The organism is Trichococcus palustris (assembly GCF_900114465.1).
Classification (GTDB): domain Bacteria; phylum Bacillota; class Bacilli; order Lactobacillales; family Aerococcaceae; genus Trichococcus; species Trichococcus palustris.
On the sequence record NZ_FOTD01000002.1, the window covers coordinates 112,366 to 134,188 of the forward strand.

Below are 21,823 nucleotides of genomic sequence, written 5' to 3' on the forward strand. Positions count from 1 at the left end.
CTACTCACCTCCATACAGATACATCAAGCGCGGGGCAGCCGAGGTTCCGAATGTTTCCCGCAACAGCTGCAGTTCGGATAATACTTGATTTTCTGGAGCCGTCATCTTGCTTACGGCTTGGCCGAACAACCAGGAAAAATCGGAGAACGGGGTTGATGCCGTTGCATAGCCGAAAACCTCCGCACCCTCCAGTTTATTCTCTGTTTTCATGGCGGCAAGCGCGTCATCGGTGTAGGCAATCTCATCCACTAACCCGATCTCTTTCGCTTGCGTGCCGGAATAGATCATACCAGTCGCGATCGCCTTCACATCCTCCACCGGCATAGACCGGCCTTCCGCCACGACCGATACAAAACGCGTATAAGCTTCGTCCACGTAAACCTGCAGCAGTTGACGCTCCTGGTCCGTCATATCCCGATCCGGTGAACCAATGTCCTTCAATGCGCCAGATTTGATCGTATTGTATTGAATCCCCAATTTTTCGAGCAAACCCGCGTATTCGACGGCTTGCATGATGACGCCGATGGAGCCGGTCGTCGTTTCCGCAGTGGCATAGATTTTATCCGCTAAGGCGGCGATATAGTATCCTCCGCTCGCAGCCGTCCCTTGCATCGATACGTAAACCGGAATATTCTTTTCTTCTTTCAGTTTGAGCAATTTATCATGCGCTTCAGCGCTTTCATATACCCCACCGCCGGGGCTGTCCACAATCAGGAAAATGCCTTTTACGGTATCATCTTCGCGGATGGCCTTCAATTGCTCCAAAAAGAGCGCATGGTTATAGGCGGAAGCATCCCCCAAGACACTTGACGATCCGGAACCGATTGTCCCCTCGACGCGGAGGACCGCAATCCGGTTTGCTTTGTCGCCGTTTTCCTGGATGTTTTCCTGCAGATTTGTTCCCGGGATCAAAGTTCCCGCCAATTGACCGATAGCCTCCTCCGTTTGGCTGCTCAATCGTGCCGATAAGAAGTTTGAACCTATGGAGCTCATAAAAATCACAATGGCTATGCCGACTGCTATCCATCTCTTTTTATTCACAGATTGCCCCCCCTTTTCCGGATGAACTATTCATCATCCATGTCCAATTCCTGCAGTTCTACCGATTCACCTGTGTCTTCCTCAAAATATAATCCGGACATTTCTTTATACCATTCGAAGATATGCATGAAAAGCACTTTGAGAACCGCATACCCTGGAATTCCGATGATGAATCCCGTCAACCCGAACAGTTTCCCTGCCGTCAGCAACACGATGATGATCGTCACCGGATGGACCTCCAGATTGCTTCCCAATACCTGAGGCGAAATGACCCGCCCTTCGATGAATTGTTCAATCGAGAAGAGAATCAGAACCTTCACCAGCATCATCGGTGAATCGACTATGCCGATGATGACAGCCGGTATCATCGCAAGGACGGAGCCCAAATAAGGAACGATATTCAAAAAGGCCGCCAAGACTGCTAAGACAACACCATACTTCAACCCGATGGCGGAGTATCCCACCATAAACATCACGCCCACAAAGAAGGCCACCGTTATTTGGCCGCGTACATATTGGCTGATTTGATTATTTATTTTTTTCAACAATACATCGATGGATCCCCTCACGGTTGTCGGGAAAAGTTTAATGAAGCTTTGCGGCAACTTCTCTCCCTCTTTCAATAAATAAAAGAGGATGATCGGCATGGTGATGATGCCGACAAAGGCATTGGTCACGATGCCGACAACATTCCCTAAACCGCTCACGGTATTTGAAAGGATTTCGTTCACTTTTACCGATACGGATTTGAAAATATCCGCATTCAGTTGATTGATTTGATTTTGCAGGGAGGTAAACCAATCATAGTTGACCACCTCCGTTGTCATCTTCTGAATGGCCGTCCAATAACTTGGAAAGTCATTGATGATTCCCACCGTCTGATCACGGACGATGGGAATCAGGATGGCGAATCCCCATATCAAAAGCAGCAAGACGACGACAAGCGCTATCCAAATCGCCCAGAGTCGGCCGGTGCCTTTTTTCTCCATAAAAGTCACTAAAGGATTCAGCATGTAGTAAAAAATGCCTCCCAGCACCAGCGGAAAACCGATGACACTGAAGAAACTGCCGATGGGTTGGAGCAGGTAAGATATTTTCGAGAAAACTAAAATGATCAATAAAACCAGCAAAAGGATCAACAAAATAGTAACGAATTTATTGTTCAGGAACCATCTGCTGAACCAATACCCCTGAGAAGCGGCCTTTTTATTTCCCCTGCGAGGAACTTTTTCCATTATAGATCACCTTCAACTTTCGTTTTGTACATGATGGTCGTGCCATCCATGATAGCAGGCCGCGTGTACGGAGCCGAGTAAATGCTCGTTTCCAAGGGCTCCTCGCCTTCGCTCTTAAACATGAAGGTCGTATGGCCCAGCGACCGGAGATTTTCATGGACGGAAGATCCAATAAATGCAATCGTATATTCCTGCTCATCGAAGAAGACGGCATCTCCTCTTCGTAGGTCTGTCCATCGGTCGGTCTGTTGAAAGCGCTGGATGACGGATACATTCTGCAGCGCTTCCGTCGCCGTCTCACCAAATAAAATGACCACGGGATCGGCCTTGTCGATTGCGTCTTTCCCTATTTGTATAACTGTGCTTTGCATTGCTTAATTCTCCTTTTTCGTTGCATGATTACAACTCTTATTTTAGCATAGTTTTCTTTCCAAACCATTATTTCCCGCTGAGCGAAGGCGATTTTTTCAGCCGGCTGAAAAAGTACGTCTGTTGGCAATAATAAATCGTTTTCCCCTACCTTTATGTGAAGGTTTTGCTATAATTGATGTATTACAATTTTTGGGAGGCATTCTGGATGGAAGAAATTTTATATCTTGGCTCATACACGAAACGGTTAAGCAAAGGCGTTCATCAAATCGTTTTGGATACAGAAAAAAAAGAACTGCGCGATTATCGCATGATTGCGGAAGTCGATAGCCCTACTTATTTGGATCTATCAAAGAACAAAGATTTCATGTACACCATTTCAAATACGAATGAAGGCGGTGGCATCACCTCATTCAAACGCAATGAAGCCGGCACGTACGACAAGATCGCCGACAGCTCTACGGAAGGCTCTGCACCTTGCTACATCTCTTACGATGAAGACCGTAAACTCCTTTTCACTGCAAACTATCACGGCGGTTTTGTTACCGTTTATAAAGAGAACGCTGACGGCACATTGACCGTAACCGACCGCGCGCAGCACGAAGGATCCAGCATCCATGAGAACCAAACAAAACCACATGTTCATTACACCAGATTATCACCTGACAAGGAATTCTTGTTGGTCTGTGATCTGGGAACGGATCGCATCTATTCATATGCCGTATCGGATGACGGCAAGCTGGAAGAGAAAGCGCGTTACCAAGCGACTCCCGGCACCGGTCCTCGTCACCTCGTGTTTCACCCTAACGGTAAGATTGTCTACCTTTTCGGCGAATTAAGCAGTGATCTTGAGGTATTGCGCTATGATGAAAAAAATGGCTCTTTCGCTCTTCTGCAAGTCATTCCGACCATCCCGGCTGAGCATACCGGTTTTAACGGTGGCGCAGCCATCCGCATTTCGGCAGACGGAAAATTCGTTTATGCATCGAACCGCGGACATGATTCCATCGTGGTATACGCAGTTTCCGAAAACGGCGAAAAGTTGGAATTGGTGGAATATGTGCCTACGGAAGGCAAGACGCCACGCGATTTCAACTTGGATCCAAGCGGAAATTTCGTGATTGCCGCCCATCAGGATTCCGATAACTTGACCTTATTCGAACGCGATGCGTCGACAGGCAAATTGACGCTGCTTCAAAAAGATGTGTACGCTCCTGAATGCGTCTGCGTGTTCTATTGATTCTTATTTTTCGATAAGACTCTACCCTCAAAAAACTTCCCGTTCTATGATGAACGGGAAGTTTTTTTGTCGCTTCGCATCCTTTTCTGTCATACCGCCGCCTTTGAAAAACAGAACATCTGATGATGATAAGCAAATACCATGCGCATTCCTATTTTTTTTCGTATACTCAAATATGAAGAATACGAAAGGGGAAAAGACATGATCACAGGATTCCATCATCTGTCGGCGATAACGAAGGACGCAGACAGGAACATGCAATTTTACACACAGGTACTCGGGCTGCGTTTGGTGAAAAACACGGTCAATCAAGAAAACTTGAAGGATCCGCATTTATTCTATGGGGATTATCAAGGCAATCCCGGTACGGTGCTCACTTTTTTTGAAATTCCGAAGGTGGGAAACCGTCACGACGAAGACTCTTATTTCCACACCGTCTATTTGAATATTCCCAAAGGAAGTCTGCCTTTCTGGAAAGGACACCTTTCCTTGAACCAGATTTCCTTTAATGAAGGAAGCGAAAGTGAATTACTATTTGCGGACCCGGACGGCATGGACATCGGTTTGATTGAAGTAGATGACATCATCGCCGCTGAGAACGCAACGCGCCATACGGCTATCCCAAGGGACAGACAAATCATCGGCATCCACGGCATCCATTACACCGTCCGTGCCCTTGAACAAACACTGGCCTTTTTCACCCAAGTGCTAGGGATGCGTTCGGAGGACAATGTTGTCTACCCGCAGAACTCCCGTGAAGACGTGAATTGGTTGGCGCAATCGACAAGTACGGAATCGTCCCGACTCGGAAAAGGCGCCATCGATCACATCGCCTACAGCGTTCCCGATGCCTCGGATTTTGAAGCTCTGTTGGCCAACGCAAAAGAAAAATCTATTTTGATTGAGAAAGTCATCGACCGGGGTTATTTCAGCAGCATCTACCTGCGTGAACCCAGCGGTCTGAGGATAGAGGTTGCCACGGAGAAGCCCGGCTTCACCTTGGATGAAACATTGGAGCATCTGGGCGAGTCTTTTGCCTTGCCGGATTTCTTGGAACCGAAACGGGAAGAAATCGAAGAAAACATCAGAAAGAGGGTTTAGCATGCACCATTTCAAAGCAAAGGATTTAACCGATAAACAGATGTACAAATTCCTTAGCGGCAGCATCATCCCGCGTCCCATCGCATGGATTACGACTCAGAACCCGGAAACCAAGATCGTCAATGCCGCACCATTCAGTTTTTTCAGTGCCGTCTCGAATGTCTCCCCCTTGCTTACGATCGCCATCTTGCGTAATGGCGGGAAGATAAAGGATTCCGCTAAAAATCTTTTGTCAGGGAAACAGGGTGTTGTCCATATCGTCAGCGAGGAATTGGTTGAAGAAATGAATAAAACATCCGCTCCGCTTCCCGATACTGAAAGTGAGATTGATTTGACCTCATTGACACTGACTGAAAGCCATTCCGTATCCGTGCCCGCCATCAAAGAAGCCAAAATCCGAATGGAAGTCACCTTACACCAATATGTCCCCGTCATGGATGATGAAGGGAATGTCATTACCGATTTGTTCATCCTGCAGGCAAATGAATTCTATTTTGATGATTCCGTCTTTGACGAAGAAAAACAATATGTCCTGGCCGACCAGTTGAAGCCGGTTGCCCGTCTAGCGGGAAACGAATACGCAACGATCGGTGATATCTACTCAATCAACAGACCCAAATGACAAAAGCGGGTTCCCTGAACGATTTCAGGGAACCCGCTTTTTATGGCATGCCATTTATTCTTTCGTTGCAACGCTTCCGATTTCAGCGTTCGCGGCCGTTTCGCCGGTTACAGCCAAAGTGTAATTTTTTACTTTATCCATATTTGTGATGACAACGACCATCGCGTTATCTTTTTCGGCTGCCTTTAATTGCTCTAAATCAACTTCGGCAATCAAGGTATCCGGTGTCAATGCTTGACCTTCTTTCACAAAAATAGTAAAAGGTTTGCCGTTCAATTCCACCGTATCCAACCCCATGTGCAACAGCAATTCCACCCCATTATCCAATAGGATGCCGATTGCGTGCTTTGTAGGGAAGACGCTTAATACTTTCCCCTGTGCAGGGGAATAGATATTCCCATCCGTTGGAATGACTGCGAATCCATCGCCCATCATTTTTTGAGAAAAAACTGGATCTGAAACTTCTGTAATAGGGACCAATTTCCCGTTGACTGGTGAAAATAAAGTTGCTTTTTCAGCAAGTTGTTTATCTTTTTTTAAAAAGCCAAACATATTATCGCCTCTTCCTGATTAATAATCTTAATATTCAAATTCTACACTTCATTTTAACACAAATGTGTCGGTTTTGTTACTCTTTCTCATAACGCTTACAAAAATAAGTTACCAGCAAGCATCTTCCGTAAGACATGTGACGAAACTGCCGGAAGGCAAAAGCATAGCAGAGAAAAAACATTTCTTCATATAAAAAAATAATTATGCCAGGTCTAAAGCCCTATTTTGATATGTATTTTCTGAAAAGTGTTGGCTTATCTTTTTTGTTTCGCTATACTTAGGAAAGAATAAAATTATATTTTGAAAGGAATGAATACGGAATTGATAGAAATTATAAAAGCAATCATCCTCGGCATTGTTGAAGGCATCACGGAATGGCTACCGATCAGCAGCACCGGACATATGATTTTGGTTGATGAATTCATCCGATTGAATCTTACGCAAGAATTTAAAGATATGTTCTTATATGTCATCCAACTCGGAGCTATTTTGGCAGTCATCGTCCTCTATTTCCACAAGCTGAATCCTTTTTCTCCCACTAAAACAAAAGCGGAGAAAACGCAGACGTGGGATATTTGGAAGAAAGTTGTTGTCGGCTGCCTACCGGCTGCAGTGATCGGGCTGCCATTGAATGACTGGGCGGATAAACATCTCTTGAACGCAACAGTCGTTGCCATTGCCTTGATCGTCTACGGGATTTTGTTCATCGTTGTCGAGAACCGCAATAAAGATAAGGACCCTCATGTGAAGGATTTTAGCGATCTGACTTACAAAATGGCATTCCAAATCGGATTGTTCCAGGCGCTTTCCATCATCCCGGGAACATCCCGCTCTGGATCGTCGATTTTGGGTAGTATGGTGTTGGGGACTTCCCGCTTCATCGCGACCGAATTCTCCTTTTTCATGAGTATTCCGATCATGTTCGGCATCAGTTTCTTGAAAATCATCAAATTCGGCTTCCATTTCAGCGGACTAGAGGCAACTGTCCTTTTATCCGGAATGATTACGGCATTCATCGTGTCGGTCCTGGCCATCAAGTTCCTGATCGGCTACTTGAAACGGAATGACTTCAAGGCATTTGGTTGGTACCGCATCGTACTGGGCGCCATCGTATTAATCTACTTCTTCATTTTCTGATGAGACACCTGCTCCCGTCCACAATTTCTGTGGATGGGATTTTTTTATCCGCAATTTTCAAATATCATAGTCCTCCCTTCTTGTTTGTAATCATTATAATTTAAAAGAGGTGTTTATAACCCATGAAAACCTTATTATCTAGCGTATTCGCCATTATTATTGTGTCAGAATTATGTACATTGAGAATGATATTCATTTCCGTTTGATTGTAATGATTATAATCTACTTCCTTAAAGTGCTATGATTCAAATAGAAAAAGAAATGAAAAAAAGGAGTGTCTCGTATGAAAGATCTATTAAAGAATAAGGCGATGATCGCTACCATCATCAGCGGTATTCTCATCGTTATCGGAATCATCCTGCAATGGCAAAATTTAGATACAGCAGCAGCCATCATTTTCGTCCTTTCCTTTGTAATCGGCGGTTTTAAGCAAGCAAAAGAAGGCGTCATCGATACCTTTGAAAACAAACACCTGAACGTGGATATTTTGATGGTCCTTGCGGCAGTCGGCGCATCCCTCATCGGTTATTGGATGGAAGGCGCATTATTGATCTTCATCTTCTCACTTTCCGGATCATTGGAAGAATATGCTATGGATAAGAGCACAGAAGCCATCACCGCTTTGATGAACATCGTGCCTGATGTTTCAAAACGCATCAAAGCAGACGGCACAATCGAAGAAGTCGCCACGAAGGATCTAAAAGTCGGCGATACGTTGTTGGTTCCAAAGGGGGCAAGCATCCCAATCGACGGCGTCATCAAGGAAGGCCTCGGTTTGATCGACGAAGCCGCCATCTCCGGCGAATCGGTCCCGGTGGAAAAGAAAGTGGGCGATGAAATCTTCGGAAGTACGATCAACTTGAATGAAGCCATTAAGATGACCGTAACAAAAGAATCGAAAGATACTTTGTTCGCTAAAATCATCCGCATGGTCGAGGAAGCGCAGAGCACACCTTCACAAACGGCCAGTTTCATCAATCGCATCGAAAATACTTATGTAAAAATTGTATTGATCTTTGTCCCTGTCATGATCGCCATCTTCTACTTCTTGCTGAACTGGGGCTGGAACGAATCCTTCTACCGCGGCATGGTGTTACTGACAGTGGCATCCCCTTGCGCCTTGGTTGCATCGGCAACGCCGGCTACCCTATCTGCCATTTCAAACGCAGCAAAACGCGGCATCCTGTTTAAAGGCGGTATCCCGATCGAGAACTTCTCGCAGATGGATTGCATCGCATTCGATAAAACCGGGACGTTAACGGAAGGCAAACCAAAAGTAACGGAAGCCGTCTATGCAGCTGCAGAAGATGAAGAGCATATCATGTCAGTTGTGTATGCTTTGGAGCATAGCTCTACCCACCCGATTGCAACTGCTCTAGTGAATTATTTGGACACAAAAGAGTATAAACATACAAAAATGGACTGCATCCAAGATTTGACAGGATTTGGACTTGCAGGTTCTGCTTTCGGCAGCGACTGGAAAATCGGCAAACAATCCTTTGTTGTATCTGAAAATCAACAAAATAAACAAAACCAACAGATTGTTGCCGATGCTTTCACCCTTGAAAAGGAAGGCAAAACCGTTATCTATGTTTCTAAGGATGATAAGGTAGTCGCTTATTATGGGTTATTGGATACACCAAAAAAAGATGCAAAAGATATGATCGCCTTCTTCAAGGCAAACGGTGTCCACACCATCATGATCACCGGCGACAATGAAGCAACCGGCCAAACAATCGGCAAACAATTGGGTGTAGATGAAATCCGCGCAAATTGTCTTCCAGAAGATAAGACAACCATCCTAAGAGACCTACAGAGCCAGTATAAGCTTGTCGGCATGGTTGGGGATGGCATCAACGATGCCCCTGCCCTGGCAAATGCCGATATCGGGATCGCAATGGGCGAAGGTACGGATATCGCAATGGAAACGGCTGATGTTGTCTTGATGAAAAATGAGTTGGACAAATTGGAATATGCTTACGGCCTCTCTATTAAATTGAAAAAAGTGACGATGCAAAACATCATCTTTTCGGTATGTGTCATCCTCACGCTGATCACCTCCAATCTATTCCAATTGATCAACTTGCCGCTAGGTGTGGTTGGACACGAAGGCAGCACAATCCTGGTCATTTTGAACAGTCTGCGTTTGTTGGCAGTCATCCCAACGTATGCCTCGAACAAACCGATGAAACCAATAGTCAAAAAAGAAGCCCCGCAAAAGGCAGTCGAAGAAAATTAAAAAAAATGAGGAGCGGATTCATTTCCGCCCCTCATTTTTTGTAGTTTTGTCTGTTCTTTCCGAAGAAATTCAGCGTTTCCGTTCATCATGAGAACGATGCTTTATGCACAAAAGCTCCCATCACCCAAGCCATTGTAAACAGCTTGGGTGATGGGAGCTTTCTTATTTAAAAGTGTAAGCGAAACAGGTAGGGTCCGCTTTTTCGCTTACTTATTGGTTCTTGGGAAAAAAGCATCATAGAGAACTTTTACGGCCCTCGCTTCATCTTTTTCGTCGATTCCGAACATGACGCTGACCTCGGATGAACCTTGGTTGATCATCTCCAAGTTGATGTCCGCTTCTGCCAACGCTGTACATGCTTTGGCAACCGTCCCTACGGATGATACCATTCCTTCGCCGACGATCATCAGCAAGCATAGGTTTGGCTTGATGCTTACATCATCGGCATCCAATTCCGTCTTCAAACGATACAGCAACTCTTGTTCTTGTTGCATGGTCATTTGATCTTCGCGCAAGATGATGGATAAATCGTCGATGCCTGAAGGCATATGTTCAAAATTCAAGCCAAAATCTTCGAATATTTGCAGTACGCGGCGTCCGAATCCGATTTCCCTGTTCATCAGGTATTTGCTGATATAGATACCGATGAAGCCGGTCGAGCTGGCAATACCGGATACGATATGTTCGTTTGCCGGTCTTGACTTGGTGATGCTAGTACCTGGTGCGGATGGATTGTTTGTATTTTTTACCACCACTGGGATTCCGCCACTGAACGCCGGTTGCAAGGCTTCATCATGGAAAACGGAGAATCCGCTGTAAGATAATTCACGCATTTCACGGTAAGTTAGATGAGCGATTTTCTTAGGGTGTTTCACCAATTTCGGATTTGCCACATAAATAGCATCGACATCTGTGAAGTTCTCATACAAGTTGGCTCTGACGCCGTTTGCGACAATCGCACCCGAAATATCCGATCCGCCCCTAGAGAAAGTCAACAATTCGCCCTCTTTTGTGTATCCGAAGAATCCTGGGAAAACGATGACTTCCTTAATATCCCTCAAAGCATACAAGTTTTTATAGGTTTCCGGCAATACGCGGGCATTTCCTGGATTGTCGGATACTAAAAGTCCGGCATCTTTCGGATTGACATATTTGGCAGGTATTCCTTCTTTGTTAAAGAATGCAGCAATCAATTTCGCATTGTTGTCTTCCCCACTCGCCTTAAAAGCATCCATTGCATACCATTCATCTTTGAACTGGGTTTGAATCAAATCGGCATAATTTTTTGAAATTTCTTCCATAATACTGTTATCGAGTTGCAACTCGTCGACGATGTCCTGATATCTCTTTAAGATTTTTGCCAGAGTGATGTGATAATCTTCTTTTTGATTCACTTCATTCGCCAATTGGATCAATAAGTCCGTTACTTTTTCGTCGGAATCATTTCTCTTGCCTGGAGCGGAAACAACGACAACTCTTCTGTCCGCATCATCTTTTACAATCTGCAATACTTTTTTTAATTGAGTTCCATTTGCAAGTGAACTCCCGCCAAATTTAATTACTTTCAAGCCGCACACTTCCTCGCATAGTTTCTTTAATCAGATTCTCATTTTTTCTTTGTTTTATCATTTATGTTTTAGAATATCATCATCCGGCCCGTATGGCAACACATTTTAGGTTCTTTCCAACGTTAAGTGAAATTTAACACATAAGGACAGACTCCGATAAAATATATTTGGACTACTCCTCTAAGACTGGAAAGGACCACATTTTAGAATTGCACAAATTTTGTAACATATTTGTATTATGAATGCTATGGTCATTTTCAAGAAAAAGAATATACTATGGAAGTAAGTTAATTTAGGAGGTCATCGGATCAGTGGAAAAAAAGAATCCTTGGAGGATGTTATTCGGATTGTCTGTTTTAGCAAGTATCAGCTCAGCATTGTTTCAGTCGCATTGGAAGAAAAAAGGTTCCGATAAGACGAATGTATCTACCTCATTAACGCCCTATGTCGGTACTTGGAAAAATGATAATCGATCCTTGAAGGTTGAAATTACTGATGACCTGGATATCTTGATCAACAACCAAACATTGGATGCAACGCTGGAAGAAGTGAAGCCTGATGAATTAGTGTTCCGGGACCATTTCGGCTATTATATAATATTGAAAAAGCAATCATATCCTAGTTTATACATCTATGACGAAGCAGAAGAGAAAGAATATCACTTAAATCGCGTACAACCCAAATAAAAACATACGAAGGCGGGATAGAAAATCATTTTTGGATGATTTTCTATCCCGCCTTCTTTATTTTGTCGCATCAGCTTTTCGGTTTGATTTTCCATATTTCATCAGCATAGCGTCGGATCGTATAGTCTGACGAGAACGGCCCTGAGTTGGCAATATTCATCAATGCCATCCGGTTCCATTTCCCTCGATCGGCATAGATTCTGTCCGCGCTGTATTGCGCTGCGATATAGCTGTCGAAATCCTTCAACAGGAAGTACTCGTCATTGAATTTCACCAAAGAATCAAAGATATCGCGACCTTCTTGTTCGATGCCCGGAATGGAGCCATCGACAAGCATGTTCAGCACACGCTTCACACGCGGGTTCTTTTCGTAGATATCGTAGGCATGATAGTTGCCGTTGCGGTAATACGACTGAACTTCTTCACTCTTTAGTCCGAAGACAAAGATATTTTCGTCGCCGACATTGTCCCGGATTTCTACGTTTGCGCCGTCCAAAGTGGCCATTGTTATGGCGCCGTTGGACATCAATTTCATATTGCTCGTCCCGGAAGCTTCTTTACCGGCCAAGGAGATTTGTTCACTGATATCCGCGGCTGGAATGATCAATTCCGCAAGGGAAACGCCGTAATTTTCCACAAAGACGATTTTGATTTTATCCCCGATGGTAGAGTCATTATTGATCAAATCGGCAATCGCATTGATCAATTTGATGATTTCCTTCGCATAATAATAGCTTGGTGCCGCTTTTGCACCAAAAATGAAGACGCGTTTCGGGAAATCCAAAGAAGGATCATCCTTCAGCTGCAGATAGCGGTCCAAAATATGCATAACGTTCAGCAGTTGGCGTTTGTAGGCATGCATCCGTTTGATCTGCACATCGAAGATGGCAGTCGGATCGATTTCAATCCCCATTGTTTTCAGTACATAGTCGGCAAACCGCTGTTTATTTTTCAACTTCACGGTTTCTAAAGCTTCCAAGACTTCTTCATCTTCCCGGAATGCCTTCAACAGACGAATTTCCAATGGATTTTTCTTCCATTCTGCCCCAATCGTATCATCCAACAAATCCGTCAACGCTTCATTGGCGATTTGAACCCAGCGTCGTTGCGTGATGCCGTTCGTTTTGTTGTTGAACTTCTGAGGATACATCACAAAGAAATCGTGCAAGGTTTCAGCCATCAGGATATCGGTATGCAGTTGCGCAACCCCGTTGACGCTGTGGCTGCCGATGATCGCCAAATTGGCCATTTTGATCTGGCCCTGGTCGATGATGGCTGTCCGGTAGGCCAATTCATTTCCATAGATAGGTATTTTTTTCTCGATGTGACGGCGATTTATTTCGGCGATGATTTGGTAGATGCGCGGCAATAGCTCCGCAATCATGCCTTCCGGCCAGCGTTCCATCGCTTCCTGCAGAATGGTATGGTTGGTGTAGCTGATCGTTTTTTTCGTTATTTCCCAAGCCTGATCCCAGCCTAAGCCTTCTTCATCCAACAATATCCGCATCAATTCGGGAATTGCCAAAGTCGGATGGGTATCATTGATATGGATGGCGGTCTTTTCCGGAAATTGATTCCAGTCCAGCTTCAGTTTTTTGAAGTACCGGATGATGCTTTGTATCCCTGCGGAAGAGAAGAAATACTCCTGTTTGACGCGCAATAAGCGCCCTTCATAGTTTGAATCATCAGGATACAACACTTCGGTTATGCGCATGACGTCATCCCGTTCTTCCACTGTGGAAAAATTGGCTTCTTCGCCATAGGGGATTTCGGCAGACCATAGACGCAGATTATTGATAACCCCGTTTTTGTATCCGACTTGAGCGGTATCGTAGGGGACGGCCAAAATATTACGCGTATTTTCATAGCGCACCGTCATCTTGCCATCTTCATCGGCCGCGAGATTCACTTGCCCGCCGAAACGGACGATGACGGCCTTATTTTCTTTTCTGACTTCCCAGACGTTGCGGTTCCGCAGCCAGTTTTCCGGTAATTCAATTTGGTAGCCGTTGACGAATTTTTGCTGGAACAGACCATAACGGTAACGGATACCGTTACCATGGCCTGCAAGACCGGTGGAAGCGATGGAATCCATGAAGCAGGATGCCAATCGCCCTAGACCGCCATTTCCCAAAGCGGGGTCCACTTCACCTCGTGCTACTTCATCAAAGTCGAGCCCCAGTTCCTGCATGCCTTCGCGCACGCAATCCAGGATGCCCAAATTCAATAGGTTGCTTTTCAGCATTCTTCCCGGCAAAAATTCCATGGAAAAATAGTAGACCTGTTTTGATTGATCTGCTATATAATCTTCAACCGTACTTTTCCACTCTTCAGTGTATAGCCCTCTCACCAAATCGCCGAGCGCGATGAAACGTTCAGTAGTTGATCCTTCATCATAACCATATGCAAATAATTCTTCGAACTTTTTTGTATATTCTTTTTTGAATTCTTGTACATTGAATGCCATGTGAATACCAGACCTTTCCGTTACTCATTTACTAAAGATTCATATATTTCCAGGTAATCTTTAGCCGGTTCTTTCCAGCTGAAATCCTGGCTCATCGCTGTTTGTACCATCGCAGCCCAAGCTTTCGGCTGATTCTCGTATACATCCAAGGCCCGGTAGATGGTCCCAAGCAGCGCATAGCCGCTGAAGTCCATGAAAGTGAAGCCGGTCCCTTCGCCTGTATAAGCGTTATACGGCACAACGGTATCTTTTAAGCCACCTGTTTCATGAACGATCGGCAAAGTGCCGTAGCGCAATGAAATCATTTGTGACAAGCCGCATGGTTCAAATGCGGATGGCATCAGGAACAGATCGCTGCCCGCATACATCAATTGCGCCAACGTGATATCAAAGTCTATCACGGCGCTGAATCGATCCGGGTATTCGGAGGCAAAGTAACGGAACGAATTTTCGTACTCCGCTTCTCCCGTTCCCAAAATGGCGATTTGGACATCGCGCGAATTCAATAATTCCTCAGCTTTTTCTTGGACCAATTGATATCCTTTTTGATCCGTCAAGCGTCCGACGCTCGTTATCAATGGGATATCAGGGTTCACTTCCAGCCCCAAGCGTTCTTGCAGCGCTGCTTTATTTTTAGCTTTTCCGGATAAATCAGTGCTGGAGAAATGGTAGAGCAGCTTCGGATCGGTTTCCGGGTTATTGATATCATAGTCGATGCCGTTGATGATCCCTCTTATTTTGCCGCTATTGTAGCGTAGTGCGCCTTCCAATCCTTCGCCGAATTCCGGTGTTTGGATTTCATTGGCGTAGGATGGACTCACCGTCGTCACGACATCAGAAAAATTGATGCCGCCTTTCAGGAAATTGACGTTATCGTAATATTTCACTCCGGCCTCATGGTAGATGTTCATTCCTGTTCCGAAGATGCTGGAAAGTACGACCGGATCAAAGATACCTTGGAAACGGATGTTGTGGATGGTGATCACTTTACGGATGTCCTTGAATGCCTGCACCCACTTGTAATTGAATCCTAAGCCGCCCATTTCGATTGGCTTCGTCACATTCGCCCAAGCGGTGCTCTCTTCAGCGATCATGTAGGCATCAGGGGTTCTTTCGAATATTTTTTTGTTCATTTTTTGAAGGAACTGAATGCCTTCACGGTTATGATTGCTGCCGTCTTCATTCGGTGTCCACGGGCCATCATCGTAGTCCAAGTAGAGCATGTTGGAAACCGCATCGACGCGGATACCGTCCAAATGGAACTCCTCCAGCCAGAAAATGGCGTTTGAGATCAGGAAACTGTGCACTTGTGATTTGCCTAAGTCAAAATTCAACGTGCCCCAACGATTGTTGACGCCACGGTTCGGATCCGCATACTCGAAAGTCGGCGTCCCATCAAAATAGGACAGCGCATAGTCGTTACGGCAGAAATGGCCTGGAACCCAGTCCATGATGACGCCGATGCCTTCTTTATGAGCCTCTTCAACAAATTCCCGCAATTCCAATAGATTGCCATAGCGCGCAGCCACAGCATAATAGCCGGTGATTTGATAACCCCAAGACGCTTCCAGGGGATGTTCCATCAATGGCATGAATTCGATATGTGTGTAGCCCATCTCTTTCACATACGGGATCAACGCTTCCGCTAGGTCCTTGAAGGAATACCAACTTCCATCTTCATGTTTCTTCCAGGAACTGAAATGCACTTCATAGATATTGAGGGGTTTTTGATAAATGGCTTTCCTCTTCTTGTTTGCTTGCCATCTGCCGTCTTTCCATTTTTTGTCAGGCATGTCAAGAATGACGGAGGCATCTTTCGGTGGAACTTCATACGCGAAGGAATAAGGATCTATTTTGTATTTCTTCTTGCCGTTCTTATCTTCGATATAATATTTGTAGCATTGTCCTTCTTTAGCATCCTCAGTAAAAACAGACCATCCGCCCGTCTTGCCGATTCTATGCATTTCGATAGGTTTCCAATCGGAAAAATCGCCGACTAATGAAACGCTCTTCGCATTAGGTGCCCAAACCGTAAACCGCCAGCCGTCTTTATTGTCCTCATTGCGTTTTTTACTGCCAAAAAAACGATAGCTCTCAAAGTGTTCTCCAATGTTAAACAAATACATTTGTTTTTCAAGCTCATTGAGTATGTTCATTTCTGCACTCATTAAAGCACTCCCCTCTCAACTATATTGTGATTCAAAAAAATCAGAATTGTTATATATCGCTCGATTTAACCTCATCTTCATCATGTTGTTTATCATAACATTTATCGGTTTGTTTTGCCATAAAGCATAATAAATATATTGAAACAAGTATTATTTTTAGCCATAAATAGGACAAAACTATCCCTTTACAAAAAATCTAATTAACAACAATGGAAACGAATAACATTCTTTCTATATCAATATAGCAGATTCATATTTTTCGTTGATTGTAAAATTAAAGTAAAGTTAGAATATGATTAGAAAACTTAAAAATAATCTTCTTGCATCCTTGCTCAACGAATAGATCCCTTGTCGGACCGCATACGATAGAGAATTCCAATTTGAATACTTATTCACAAGAAATCAAATCTTATGAGCAACTATCTTGCGTACGTTTACAATTAAGCTAAAAAAAGAATCCCAATTTGTAAATAGTTTAGACATCCTATTTACAAATTGGGATTCCTATTGTTTTTCATTATCATTTGAATCTTTGCATAAGCAGTTCCACCGTTGGGATATCCGCCGGAGCCCAGTCGAGACGATCGAGATTACAAATGCTTTCCCAACGCATATCTTGATGCTCGGAAAGTTGCGGTTCTCCCTCTTGCAAGCCGCACAGCAGCGTGGCCAACTCCACGGTTCCGAAAGCATATTCATGAATCACGGTAACAAGTTTTTCCTTTACGATAACTTTACAATTGAATTCCTCCTGCATTTCACGGATGAGCGCCTCTTCCTCGGATTCGCCCGCCTCCATCTTGCCGCCCGGAAATTCCCACAGTCCTGCCAACGATTTGCTGCAACCTCTTTGGGCACAGAAGATTTTCCCATCCTTTTCTAACACGGCTCCAACAACCTTTACCATCTTCAAAAAAAACCTCCATTATTTCCTGAAATTCACATGACTTAAATCATGTCTATTCTGGACTATCTTTCTCATAAGAATACTTTATTGATTACCCTGCCATCCGTGACTTCAGGGAACTTCAACCCGATGGCATGCAGGAAAGTAGGCCCTTCGTCAACCAACCTGCCCTTTTCGATGACGGCATCCGCGTCAATTCCCGGACCTGACAGCAGCAGCATCGTGCCGTAGTTTTTCTTTTTGGGGCTGAATCCATGTGTGGCTTTATGCAGCTTGCGATCGGGCAGACTCTTCGCGGTGCTTTCCATGAAAGGATAGCGGACATCGCTTTCGAAATAGTAGCCGCGTTTCGCCTCTATCATAAACAGGCAGTTCTCGTCCGCTCCCATCTTGCTGGCTTCTTTGGCAGAATAGATGGTATCGATTCTGTCATCCAAACCTTTCAGGGCATCCAATATCATCTTGTTCGTGATGCTATCGTCCCTGCGGTAAATATAACAAGCTCCGTCGGCGGCTTTCGCCAACACTTTCCAATCCTTGATGTCTTTCTTCTTATCTAACGTTTGCCAACCTTTATCCAAAAACAAGTGATTGGGGCGGATAACGGTATGTGTATCGATCTGATAGTGATCCCCCAATACGGCGAATACCGTATCTTCAAAAATGCCGCTTTCCTTCATGGCGTCCATTATTTGGCCGAGATGACGATCCATCCTGACGATGGCTTCCTTCGCCTGATTGCTCAAGACACCGTATCCATGCCGCATGCTATCCAAATCCACAAGGTGGACAGCCATCAGATCCGGTTGCTTCGTTTTGATGGTATCGACGGCGATTGCTGTGATAAATTCGTCCAATTCCGGTTGTGCGATGCCATTGCGCATTTTCCCGAATTTTTTATTCATCGCTAGTGCGTAGCGCATACTGGAAGCAAAAGCGGATACCGTCACTTGGGTTTGCCAGGGGCGATTCGGGAAGATCTCGGCCAGGTTATAATCGATGGAGGGACTCTTACCCGTCACCGGCCACAGCAAGGCGCAGACCGTATAACCTGCCTGCTTGGCGACGTCAAATATAGTCGCTTTCTTGATTTCTTTTGCATACCAATACCAATCAGGGGACTGCCGTTCTGGTTGAAGATGCGTATTGTGAATGACACCATGGCGATTCGGATACATTCCGGTTGCGATCGAAGTATGGGCAACATAGGTCAGCGAAGGATAGACAGACTCCACTTCTTTGACTAATGCGCTTCGGTTAATAATTTCTTGAAAATGGGGCAATGTCTTGGCAAAAGCCAAATCATCAGCACCAAATGCATCTAATGAAATGATGTACAGTTTTCTTTTCCCCATATCCACGCCCTCCTATACGATTATTTTACCATATGTTTGCATCGCCTTATGTGAACGTTTTAAGAAAATGGTAAATATTCGGCAAAAACAACGATTTTTGAAATTCCCTTTAAAACGCTGGCCTTTCTTTTCGCGATAATGCTGCATATCTTATTCGAAACAAAACAACAAAAAGAGCATCCTCTGAACCCCATCAAACCTCCCTGGAAAGAACGTTGGCCTTCTTCCCGTGTTACTTGCCGTCGTCACTGTTCTGGGGCTCCTGCAGCGTCGGACTTTTCCATGCAGAACCATCCATTCCCTTTGAGATTTGTATCCCGTTTCGGTTCGTCGGTTCGGGATTCCACTCCATCTCACAATGGACATGCTTGCCGTTTTCCGGCGCACATGTGAAAAAGTCCAGAATGATTGTTCCAGACCTTCTCCATCATTATTTTTCCGTTCTTTTTTCCTCAGTGGGTTGTTCCGCTGGGCTTTCCGTTTTCACCTCACTGCCGAGCAGTGTATTTTGGCTCATGTCCTCTTTCGATGGTTCTTTCGGATTTTCCGCTGGCTTATTCGCTGCGTTTTTTGCATCCGTTTTTTTTGGATGTGTGCGCACAAATCTTTCTTTCCTTCTGTCTTCGATTATTTTCTTTTCTTGGAGCTGTCTTTCTATCCGCTTCTTTCCCCAACGGGTTTTGAAGAATATTTTTTTGATGAGCCAAAACAGCAGAACCAATCCCAATGCGGCAACAATATATGGCAATGCATAGATGAGCCCGATGGCAGCATCTTGCACCCAGTAGTAGAAAGCATACACAGAATCCAGGAAAGCTTCTTTTACACGGCCCCAAAACGGAACCGCTCCTCCGTGGTTCGTGCTGATGCGGGAACGTTCAGTAACCGTTAAATGGAGAGCGGTATAATCGATCAGAGAATCCATATTATCCAATTCGGACTGCAACACTTCCCGCTCGGAGATGGTTGCGCTCAGACTGTCTTCGATGGCCAGGATTTGATCGACTGCTTCCGCTTTATCCAACAAGGCCAACAGCCGCTCTTCCTTCCTTTGCAGCACGCTGATGCGGGTTGCGGTATCTTTGTAGGATTGCGTGACATCCTGGTTGCCGATTTGTTCGCTGATTTTCGTCCCCAGATTTCCCTCCAAATCCTGCATGAACGGATTTACGGAAGCGTTCGGAATGCGGATGGTATAAGTCCCTTGACGGTAGTTTGTGGATGTGGAAGCAGAATTGTAGATGCCGTTGTTCCCGCTGTATTCATAGGAATATTCAATATAGGCGCCGTATTTTTTGATAACTTGATTCAAATAATCAACTGAAGCCTGATATTCCAGCGTCTCGTAGGATAGAGTGATGGTGGTGATGACTTTTTCGCCAATCAGCAACCCTTGACCTGTGGCACTGTCGGTTTTTGCCACCTCCATCGTTGATACGCTGTTGACGCCAGCCGTATCCTGGGTCGTATTCGTTGTTACATTTGTCCACAAGGAGCAGCCAAACAACGTCAGAGACAGGAGAAATACAATAAATAGTTTCGCTCTCTTCACCAAAATCGCCTCCCCATCAAAAATGCCCATATTCTTATCTAAATTATACAGCATTCCCGAACCAGCTCCTAAAATAAAGCCCTTACAAAAAAAACGCAAAAAAAAAGATTGAAAGTCCCTAAGAACTTCCAACCTTTTAGTACGGCATGATAAATCATGGATAACTCCTGTTCACAGCAGTTGTTATCAAACATCCACATCCTGTGGTGTGCAAAGCACGCATGTCCCGTTAAGATTCGCAATCACCAGCCGCCAAAGCGGAATGAGTAAACTCATCTGATTGCTCGTCGCCTCATCGCATGTATAGAATAATACCATGCCCCCGCTGCAATAGCAAGCCTATTTCCAAATTAATGCTCATTTCCCCTTTTCGAATTGTTGCATCCAAGCTTCTGCAATCAGTTCATGCCCTTTTCCGGTGGGATGGACGCCGTCTTCCGACAAGGCTTCGTAGCCTACTTCTTCGCCCACTTCGTTAAGATAGCGGTCCAAGCCTATGCACTCGGCCCCAAAGTTGTCCGCCAGTTCCCGGACGATGGCGATTTTCGGATCCAAATCTTTGCGCCACATCTTTCGGTCCTCCGGAAAAGGGAACACAAACGGCTCCAGCAAAATGATGCGTGCTTGCGATTGGTTCCGCAAGGATGCCAGTAGATGCGTGTAGCACATCTTGAACAAGGCCGCTGTCTTCTCTGTCCCAAAAAGGCTGTCGTCGCCCACATTTTGCCACGTATCATTGATGCCGATCAAAATGGTCACAACATCCGGCTGAAGGGATACACAATCCTTGTGCCAACGCTCAACCAGATCCGTCATTGTGTTGCCGCTGATGCCTCTATTGATGACCTGATAGCATTCTGCTTCGCCGCGACGCTGGAATTCTTGCTGGATCATCGAAACATAGCCGCTGCCCAGCGAATCGGGATTCGCCCTGTTTCGATGCACGTCAGTGATGCTGTCCCCGATGAAAAGCAGTTTTTGTTTTTGCGTCGTTTCCATCTCCCTCACCTCCCGCAAATTTTTTCATAAAACAAGGGACCGAGACAAAACGCTTTTTGTCCCGGCCCTGCTGCAAACGTGTAATCGCCTATTTATTTTGGATGACTTCGATCTTATAGCCATCCGGATCGGTGACGAAATAATACCTGACCGATGAGTCCGGCAGGCCTTTGTAGTCCGTGACGGTGAAGCCGGCCGCCACCTGTTTGTCGTGCAATTCTTCGAATTCATCCACGCCAAGCGCGATGTGCCCGTAGCCATCGCCGATATTATACGGTTCGTGGTCATAGTTGTAGGTCAATTCCAATTCATAGTCATCGTTTTCCAGGCCTAAATAAACGATCGAGAATTTGTGCTCAGGGTAATCCAACATTTTCTTTTCTTTAAAACCGAAAGCTTCTTTGTAGAATGCCAATGATTTATCCAGGTGCTGTACGCGAATACAAGTATGAAGCATTTTCATATCCAACCATCCTCTCTTTTCTACCTGTCTTTTATCATACCGAATATTGCCGTTTTTTTCAAAGTTTTGTCGCAAAAATAGACTTGCTATATCTTGTAATCTGAATTATCCTAGAAGTTAAT

General features: G+C 44.9%; 18 protein-coding genes. 6 read left to right on the forward strand and 12 right to left on the reverse strand.

The window, feature by feature from the left end:
- The 3 genes from sppA to BM101_RS01880 are packed head-to-tail and all read right to left on the reverse strand — an operon-like array spanning position 1 to position 2,647.
- Complete coding sequence (gene sppA, locus BM101_RS01870; protein ID WP_087030079.1) at positions 1–1,041, reverse strand: signal peptide peptidase SppA; 1,041 nt, start codon at positions 1,039–1,041, stop codon at positions 1–3.
- 26 nt (positions 1,042–1,067) lie between these two features.
- Complete coding sequence (locus BM101_RS01875; RefSeq protein WP_087030076.1) at positions 1,068–2,276, reverse strand: AI-2E family transporter; 1,209 nt, start codon at positions 2,274–2,276, stop codon at positions 1,068–1,070.
- Positions 2,276–2,647, reverse strand: coding sequence for a PTS glucitol/sorbitol transporter subunit IIA (locus BM101_RS01880; RefSeq protein WP_087030073.1), 372 nt, complete (start codon positions 2,645–2,647; stop codon positions 2,276–2,278). The genes BM101_RS01875 and BM101_RS01880 overlap by 1 nt, the downstream gene beginning before the upstream one ends.
- A gap of 206 nt (positions 2,648–2,853) precedes the next feature.
- On the opposite strand from BM101_RS01880, the gene BM101_RS01885 reads away from it, so the two are divergent.
- The 3 genes from BM101_RS01885 to BM101_RS01895 all read left to right on the forward strand — a co-directional run bounded on the left by BM101_RS01885 (position 2,854) and on the right by BM101_RS01895 (position 5,608).
- Positions 2,854–3,885, forward strand: coding sequence for a lactonase family protein (locus BM101_RS01885; RefSeq protein ID WP_087030071.1), 1,032 nt, complete (start codon positions 2,854–2,856; stop codon positions 3,883–3,885).
- Positions 3,886–4,086: 201 nt separating this feature from the next.
- Positions 4,087–4,986 carry a VOC family protein gene (locus BM101_RS01890; RefSeq protein ID WP_087030065.1) on the forward strand — a complete coding sequence of 300 codons (900 nt, stop codon included), beginning with the start codon at positions 4,087–4,089 and terminating at the stop codon, positions 4,984–4,986.
- A gap of 1 nt (position 4,987) precedes the next feature.
- On the forward strand, positions 4,988–5,608 hold the full coding sequence (locus BM101_RS01895) for a flavin reductase family protein (protein WP_087030062.1): 621 nt from the start codon (positions 4,988–4,990) through the stop codon (positions 5,606–5,608).
- A 54-nt stretch (positions 5,609–5,662) separates the two neighbouring features.
- On the opposite strand, the gene BM101_RS01900 is transcribed toward BM101_RS01895, so the two are convergent.
- On the reverse strand, positions 5,663–6,160 hold the full coding sequence (locus BM101_RS01900; protein ID WP_087030058.1) for a PTS sugar transporter subunit IIA: 498 nt from the start codon (positions 6,158–6,160) through the stop codon (positions 5,663–5,665).
- A gap of 321 nt (positions 6,161–6,481) precedes the next feature.
- On the opposite strand from BM101_RS01900, the gene BM101_RS01905 reads away from it, so the two are divergent.
- Both BM101_RS01905 and BM101_RS01910 read left to right on the forward strand, forming a co-directional pair.
- Positions 6,482–7,297: an undecaprenyl-diphosphate phosphatase gene (locus BM101_RS01905; RefSeq protein WP_256212103.1), complete on the forward strand. Its 816-nt coding sequence runs from the start codon at positions 6,482–6,484 to the stop codon at positions 7,295–7,297.
- A gap of 283 nt (positions 7,298–7,580) precedes the next feature.
- Positions 7,581–9,536, forward strand: a complete 1,956-nt coding sequence (locus BM101_RS01910; RefSeq protein ID WP_087030052.1) for a heavy metal translocating P-type ATPase — start codon at positions 7,581–7,583, stop codon at positions 9,534–9,536.
- A 206-nt stretch (positions 9,537–9,742) separates the two neighbouring features.
- On the opposite strand, the gene BM101_RS01915 is transcribed toward BM101_RS01910, so the two are convergent.
- Entirely contained in the window at positions 9,743–11,104 is a 1,362-nt protein-coding gene (locus BM101_RS01915; RefSeq protein WP_087030049.1) for an aspartate kinase, read from the reverse strand.
- Between the two features lie 311 nt (positions 11,105–11,415).
- Here BM101_RS01915 and BM101_RS01920 point away from each other — a divergent pair, with 311 nt between their 5' ends.
- Positions 11,416–11,790 carry a DUF4828 domain-containing protein gene (locus BM101_RS01920; protein WP_087030046.1) on the forward strand — a complete coding sequence of 125 codons (375 nt, stop codon included), beginning with the start codon at positions 11,416–11,418 and terminating at the stop codon, positions 11,788–11,790.
- Between the two features lie 70 nt (positions 11,791–11,860).
- On the opposite strand, the gene BM101_RS01925 is transcribed toward BM101_RS01920, so the two are convergent.
- From BM101_RS01925 to gloA, 7 genes are all read right to left on the reverse strand, one after another.
- Positions 11,861–14,257 (reverse strand): glycogen/starch/alpha-glucan phosphorylase, encoded by a 2,397-nt coding sequence (locus tag BM101_RS01925; RefSeq protein WP_087030042.1) that lies wholly within the window; start codon positions 14,255–14,257, stop codon positions 11,861–11,863.
- A 20-nt stretch (positions 14,258–14,277) separates the two neighbouring features.
- The gene (gene glgB / locus BM101_RS01930) at positions 14,278–16,425 is read right to left on the reverse strand and encodes a 1,4-alpha-glucan branching enzyme (RefSeq protein WP_245825559.1); all 2,148 of its coding nucleotides are present in this window, start codon (positions 16,423–16,425) and stop codon (positions 14,278–14,280) included.
- Positions 16,426–16,945: 520 nt separating this feature from the next.
- A complete protein-coding gene (locus tag BM101_RS01935; RefSeq protein WP_087030040.1) occupies positions 16,946–17,332 on the reverse strand; it encodes a (deoxy)nucleoside triphosphate pyrophosphohydrolase in 387 nt (128 codons plus the stop codon).
- A 71-nt stretch (positions 17,333–17,403) separates the two neighbouring features.
- Positions 17,404–18,687, reverse strand: a complete 1,284-nt coding sequence (locus BM101_RS01940; protein ID WP_087030037.1) for an alkaline phosphatase family protein — start codon at positions 18,685–18,687, stop codon at positions 17,404–17,406.
- A 430-nt stretch (positions 18,688–19,117) separates the two neighbouring features.
- Positions 19,118–20,293, reverse strand: coding sequence for a DUF4349 domain-containing protein (locus tag BM101_RS01945; RefSeq protein WP_087030034.1), 1,176 nt, complete (start codon positions 20,291–20,293; stop codon positions 19,118–19,120).
- Positions 20,294–20,596: 303 nt separating this feature from the next.
- A complete protein-coding gene (locus BM101_RS01950) occupies positions 20,597–21,238 on the reverse strand; it encodes an SGNH/GDSL hydrolase family protein (protein WP_087030031.1) in 642 nt (213 codons plus the stop codon).
- Positions 21,239–21,326: 88 nt separating this feature from the next.
- Positions 21,327–21,701: a lactoylglutathione lyase gene (gloA, locus tag BM101_RS01955; protein WP_087030029.1), complete on the reverse strand. Its 375-nt coding sequence runs from the start codon at positions 21,699–21,701 to the stop codon at positions 21,327–21,329.
- Between the last annotated feature and the right edge of the window lie 122 nt (positions 21,702–21,823).

Coding starts and splice junctions, on each gene's coding strand:
- BM101_RS01890 (WP_087030065.1), top strand. CDS start 4,087: ATGATCACAGGATTCCATCATCTGTCGGCGATAACGAAGGACGCAGAC.
- BM101_RS01950 (WP_087030031.1), bottom strand. CDS start 21,238: ATGGAAACGACGCAAAAACAAAAACTGCTTTTCATCGGGGACAGCATC.
- BM101_RS01895 (WP_087030062.1), top strand. CDS start 4,988: ATGCACCATTTCAAAGCAAAGGATTTAACCGATAAACAGATGTACAAA.
- BM101_RS01945 (WP_087030034.1), bottom strand. CDS start 20,293: ATGCTGTATAATTTAGATAAGAATATGGGCATTTTTGATGGGGAGGCG.
- BM101_RS01875 (WP_087030076.1), bottom strand. CDS start 2,276: ATGGAAAAAGTTCCTCGCAGGGGAAATAAAAAGGCCGCTTCTCAGGGG.
- BM101_RS01940 (WP_087030037.1), bottom strand. CDS start 18,687: ATGGGGAAAAGAAAACTGTACATCATTTCATTAGATGCATTTGGTGCT.
- BM101_RS01885 (WP_087030071.1), top strand. CDS start 2,854: ATGGAAGAAATTTTATATCTTGGCTCATACACGAAACGGTTAAGCAAA.
- BM101_RS01900 (WP_087030058.1), bottom strand. CDS start 6,160: ATGTTTGGCTTTTTAAAAAAAGATAAACAACTTGCTGAAAAAGCAACT.
- BM101_RS01935 (WP_087030040.1), bottom strand. CDS start 17,332: ATGGTAAAGGTTGTTGGAGCCGTGTTAGAAAAGGATGGGAAAATCTTC.
- glgB (WP_245825559.1), bottom strand. CDS start 16,425: ATGAGTGCAGAAATGAACATACTCAATGAGCTTGAAAAACAAATGTAT.
- BM101_RS01880 (WP_087030073.1), bottom strand. CDS start 2,647: ATGCAAAGCACAGTTATACAAATAGGGAAAGACGCAATCGACAAGGCC.
- BM101_RS01910 (WP_087030052.1), top strand. CDS start 7,581: ATGAAAGATCTATTAAAGAATAAGGCGATGATCGCTACCATCATCAGC.
- gloA (WP_087030029.1), bottom strand. CDS start 21,701: ATGAAAATGCTTCATACTTGTATTCGCGTACAGCACCTGGATAAATCA.
- BM101_RS01925 (WP_087030042.1), bottom strand. CDS start 14,257: ATGGCATTCAATGTACAAGAATTCAAAAAAGAATATACAAAAAAGTTC.